Origin of the sequence: Candidatus Accumulibacter cognatus (assembly GCF_000584975.1) — a bacterium.
Classification (GTDB): domain Bacteria; phylum Pseudomonadota; class Gammaproteobacteria; order Burkholderiales; family Rhodocyclaceae; genus Accumulibacter; species Accumulibacter cognatus.
This window is the reverse complement of record NZ_JDST02000132.1, coordinates 1-4,306: the sequence shown is the minus strand read 5'-3', so window position 1 is coordinate 4,306 and position 4,306 is coordinate 1. Positions and strand designations below refer to the sequence as shown.

Annotated in this window: 9 protein-coding genes; 6 read left to right on the top strand and 3 right to left on the bottom strand. The window is 65.5% G+C overall.

What is annotated here, in order from left to right; all coding sequences use genetic code 11:
* Window positions 1-525 (top strand): endonuclease III (gene nth / locus AW06_RS19115; RefSeq protein ID WP_034953606.1); only part of this gene is annotated, 525 nt, incomplete at its 5' end.
* A 42-nt stretch (window positions 526-567) separates the two neighbouring features.
* Window positions 568-1,005, top strand: a complete 438-nt coding sequence (locus AW06_RS19110) for a DUF1841 family protein (RefSeq protein ID WP_034953603.1) — start codon at window positions 568-570, stop codon at window positions 1,003-1,005.
* 275 nt (window positions 1,006-1,280) lie between these two features.
* Here the strand turns inward: AW06_RS19110 and AW06_RS19105 are convergent, their stop codons facing one another.
* Window positions 1,281-1,481 (bottom strand): hypothetical protein, encoded by a 201-nt coding sequence (locus tag AW06_RS19105; protein WP_034953599.1) that lies wholly within the window; start codon window positions 1,479-1,481, stop codon window positions 1,281-1,283.
* Between the two features lie 37 nt (window positions 1,482-1,518).
* Complete coding sequence (locus AW06_RS19100; RefSeq protein WP_034953596.1) at window positions 1,519-2,103, bottom strand: transposase; 585 nt, start codon at window positions 2,101-2,103, stop codon at window positions 1,519-1,521.
* Between AW06_RS19100 and AW06_RS21335 the strand changes: the two genes are divergently transcribed.
* The 4 genes from AW06_RS21335 to AW06_RS21330 all read left to right on the top strand — a co-directional run bounded on the left by AW06_RS21335 (window position 2,102) and on the right by AW06_RS21330 (window position 3,618).
* Window positions 2,102-2,347: a hypothetical protein gene (locus tag AW06_RS21335; RefSeq protein ID WP_246148566.1), complete on the top strand. Its 246-nt coding sequence runs from the start codon at window positions 2,102-2,104 to the stop codon at window positions 2,345-2,347. The two genes, AW06_RS19100 and AW06_RS21335, sit on opposite strands and share 2 nt — an antisense overlap.
* Before the next feature lie 226 nt (window positions 2,348-2,573).
* Window positions 2,574-2,807: a hypothetical protein gene (locus tag AW06_RS19095; RefSeq protein ID WP_034953594.1), complete on the top strand. Its 234-nt coding sequence runs from the start codon at window positions 2,574-2,576 to the stop codon at window positions 2,805-2,807.
* A complete protein-coding gene (locus AW06_RS19090) occupies window positions 2,797-3,228 on the top strand; it encodes a PIN domain-containing protein (protein ID WP_034953615.1) in 432 nt (143 codons plus the stop codon). The genes AW06_RS19095 and AW06_RS19090 overlap by 11 nt, the downstream gene beginning before the upstream one ends.
* A gap of 75 nt (window positions 3,229-3,303) precedes the next feature.
* Window positions 3,304-3,618, top strand: coding sequence for a hypothetical protein (locus tag AW06_RS21330; protein ID WP_273704913.1), 315 nt, complete (start codon window positions 3,304-3,306; stop codon window positions 3,616-3,618).
* A gap of 117 nt (window positions 3,619-3,735) precedes the next feature.
* Here AW06_RS21330 and AW06_RS21325 read toward each other — a convergent pair whose 3' ends face one another.
* Complete coding sequence (locus AW06_RS21325; protein WP_246148573.1) at window positions 3,736-4,197, bottom strand: transposase; 462 nt, start codon at window positions 4,195-4,197, stop codon at window positions 3,736-3,738.
* Window positions 4,198-4,306: the final 109 nt, after the last annotated feature.

Genomic DNA, 4,306 nt, shown 5'->3' with positions numbered 1-4,306 from the left:
AAGAGCGTCAATCTCGCCACCCGGCAGCTCTTTGCCGATGCGCCGACGCCACAGGCGATCCTGGCGCTCGGTGAAAGCGGTCTGATTCCTTACCTCAACCGCATCGGTCTTTACCAGGGCAAGACCAGGAACATTCTCGCCACCTGCCGGCAGTTGCTCGAACAACATGGCGGCGAAGTCCCGCACTCGCGCACCGCCCTCGAAGCCCTGCCGGGGGTCGGTCGCAAGACCGCCAACGTGGTTCTCAACACCGCTTTCGGCGAGGCCACGATCGCTGTCGATACACACATCTTTCGGGTTGCCAATCGCACCGGGCTGGCCCCCGGCAAGACCCCCCTGGCCGTCGAACGCGAGCTGCTGCAGGCGGTACCAGAGGAATTCCTGCATGCCGCCCATCACTGGCTGATCCTGCACGGGCGCTACGTCTGCAAGGCGCGCAAGCCCGATTGCAGGCGCTGCAGCATTGCCGATCTCTGTGCCTACCCGGAGAAAACCGGTGCTCCGCCCGCTTCGCCACCCCGATGAACGCCATCACGGCTCCGATCCCCCGCGCAGCCTGGAGAAGCCATGTTCAATCCCAGCCGTGAACAGGTCCGCCAGTTTTTCTGCGAAGCCTGGCGTAAATATCGCGAACGCGCGATTCTCGAAGGCGCCGAGGTCACGGCGGCCGACCTGATCCGGCATCACCCCGAATACCACGCCCTGCTCGAAAACCCGGCGCTGGCGCTGGAGCAGGAGTTCACGCCCGAGAGCGGGCAGATGAATCCCTTTCTCCATCTTTCGCTGCACCTCGCCGTTGCCGAGCAGATCAGCATCGACCAGCCGCCGGGAATTCGTGCCGCCTATCAGGCCCTGCGCACCCGTCTCGACGTGCATGCCGCCGAACATGCGATCCTGGAATGCCTGGGCGAAGCGCTCTGGCGTGCCCAGCGGCAGGGCGGGGCGATCGATGCGGCGGCTTACCTCGAATCCCTGCGGCGAGTGGCTAGGGCCTGTTCACAATAGCCGATTGTGGTAGCAGAGCCCGACCCAAAGCGCACATAAATGGCGACCTTGAAGGATAGGAAATTCAACGGACGCCGGGAAGCGTATGGCGGCCGATGCATGGCCGGCAAGGGTGGATCTGCTTGCGAGAACACGAGCAAGAGCGGCCGAGGACCGGCACAAGCTTGGCTCAAATCGTCCCGCGACCGGGGTTGGCAGTCGAAGCCCGTCTCCGCTGTCCATGGGTTCGGGCGGCGGCGGAGTTTCACGCCCACCGGGGTCGGCGGGACGAGCGGCTACCAGGAGATGCGTGGATCGAATTCGACTTCGGGGACCGGTTCACCCGGCGGATCCTTCTCACCAACCGGCGCCTCGACCCTGTCCCAGAGCGGTGGTCCGCGCGCGGGCATCCTGCGCGGCGGCGAGGTCGGCTCGCCGAGATGGGTCAGGATGTCGCGGATGGCGTCTCCATCCGTGAGGAAGGCGATGATTCGCATCTCGCCACCACGGCGTGGGCAGAGGAGTGGAAAGACCTCATCGATGCGCGCGAGGAGCAGTGCCCAGGCGTAGCGGGCGGCGCGACGGTGGATGCCTTGTGCGCCGCAGCCCTTCCAACCCCGCGCGGCCGGCGCCTTCGACGCGCACGCTGGCGTCGAGCGAGAAGCCGCCCCAGTTTGCCATCGTCTCGGTGTCCTCCGACTCAAGCACCCCGCGGCGGGTCAGCGCGCGCAGCAGACGCCGGCGGATCCGGGTCTGCACTTCGTCGAGCAACGTCTGCTCGGGGGCGCGGCTTTCGTGGAAGCTCGCCGCTCCCGAGGCGTCTGCCTCGAAGACCCCCTCGATGACGATGCCGTGGAAATGGACATGCGGATGGAGCAGCGCGCCAAAGCGGTGGATGAAGGCGACCGCGCCGATCCGGGAATCGGCACCCGCAGCGGGGCAGGAGCGGCGTAAGGCCTGTTCCACGACAGACACGAAAATGCGCAACGCCAGGGTCTCGATGGCGGGATCGTGTTGCAGGGTATAGCGCAGCCGATTGGGAACCGACAGTACCCACTGGCGGACCGGCAGTCGCGGAAAAACGTGGTCGGCCGCTGCATCGAGCGCGGGCAAAACCATGCGCGAGAATCCCGCATTCGAGATACCTCCGGAACTCGCGTTCGACATGGGCTGGGCCGGGTACGCCCTGGCGGCCATCTCAGGAGAGTTCGAGCCAGGTGGCCAGATGCGTCTGCACGGTGCGATAGCGCACGCTGCGTTCGGGCTGGCGGCGGCGATGGGTGGCGGTGCGCGAGGTGGCGCACGCAACGGCTGCGGCGGGCATGGGCATCCTGATTGGGGGGGTCGGGATAGGGAGCTGTGACGTCATACCGTTGCTTGCACAAGCTGAGGTGGGGCGTTTGCCGCTGCACTTCCAGCCGTCGCCTGAATCGGTTGATGCGCCCCGACGAGCCGGTGCGCGCACGGCTGATCGCGCTTCAGGCTTCTGGAGCACTTGCCGATCTGCCATTGGATCTCCTCTCCTTCCCACATGGATTTACACGTAAAATACGTGCGATATTTGTAGATCAATTTTGCTGGAGCCGAGCATGAAACAAAACATCACTCTTTCGCTCGATGCCGGGACGCTGCAACGCGCCCGTGAACTTGCTGCCCGGCAGAACGTCAGCGTCAGTCGGTTTCTCGCGGCGGACCTTGCCGAACAGGTAGATAGCGATCTGCGCTACCAGCAAGCCAAACGTCAGGCCATCGGCTGGCTGCAAGACAGCGCCCTCGAACTCGGCGGCCGGTACCTGAGCCGGGACGATGCCCATGCGCGTTAAGCATCAGTCACTCGCCTTTGTCGATACCAATATCCTGCTCTACGCCCATGACCGCGATGCAGGCCCCAAGCGAGTCGTCGCAGCCCAACTGCTCGCCACGCTTTGGGAAGAGCGCCGGGGAATCGTAAGTCCCCAGGTCTTGCAGGAATTTCTGGTGAATGCCCTGCGCAAACTCAAGACTCCCCTGAACCTTGCCCAGGCTCGCGACATCGTTCGCAGCTACGGCCTGTGGGTCACCCACGACGCCAGCGTCGCCCACATCCTGCGCGGTCTGGAACTGATGGAGCTGGCCGGCTACAGCTTCTGGGACAGCCAGATCATCGCCAGCGCCGAAGCCGCCGGCGCCGCAACCCTTTACAGCGAAGACATGCAGGATGGCCAGTCAATCGCCGGCCTGATCATCCGGAACCCTTTCAACTGAGCGGGTTGGCAGTTGGCAAAGGATACGAAATTCAACGCACCCAAGCAGGGTCGGCGCCGAAGTCGGATCGCCAAGGTGGCCGAGAATCTCGCGAATCAGCGGGCCATCGTTGAGGCAGGCGATGATCCGCACGTCGCCGCCGCACTTGGGGGAGACGAGCGGCAACACTTCATGGATGCGCGCCAGCAGGAGTGCCCAGACGCAACGCGCGGCCTTGCGGTGGGCGGGTTCGGTGGTCGTTCCTCGGGCGTGTTCTGCACGGTCGCGCACGCGACCGTTGCCGAGGCGGTTTCTGCCATCGCGGTCGGCGGTGCCACCTCGGCGGTCACCCCCGCGAGTGCCGTCACCGCCGCCCGCAGCGGCGCGTTGGGCGCCAGCACCCCGACGTAGCGATGCCGGTGCCGATGCCGGCGCGGCGGCGGCGGAATCCGCGCGGCCAGACGCTCGATGAGTTCGAGCGGCGTCAGCATGACGCTGATGCTGCCGCCGGGACCCGGCTTAACGCTCTCATGGATCCGGTGTTCGGCGTCGATCTCCCGCAGACGCTCCAGTGCAAAGGCCGGTCGAGCGCGAGTTGCGCCGCAGCCGTTCCAACCCCGCGCGGTCGGCGCCTTCGACGCGCACGCTGGCGTCGAGCGAGAAGCCGCCCCCGTGTTCCCGGTTTGCCATCGTCTCGGAGTCCTCCGACTCAAGCACCCCACGGCGGGTCAGCGCGCGCAGCAGACGCCGGCGGATCCTGGTCTGCACTTTCGCTGCATCGAGCGCGGGCAAAACCATGCGCGAGAATCCCGCATTCGAGATACCTCCGGAACTCGCGTTCGACATGGGCTGGGCCGGGTACGCCCGGCTATCGCAGGAGAGTTCGAGCCAGGTGGCGAGGTGCATCTGCACGGTGCGATAGAGCACGGTGCGTTCGGGCCGGCGACGGCGATAGACGGCCGTGCGAACCGACGCACAGGCGGCAGACATGGGGAGACGGGTCGGGCAGTCGAGAGGCCACAACTATCCCGGTTTCCTGCTGGCATTGCTGCTGCCGGGTGCCTTCATCCTGCTCGGTTGTCTGATTGCCTGGAAAAAC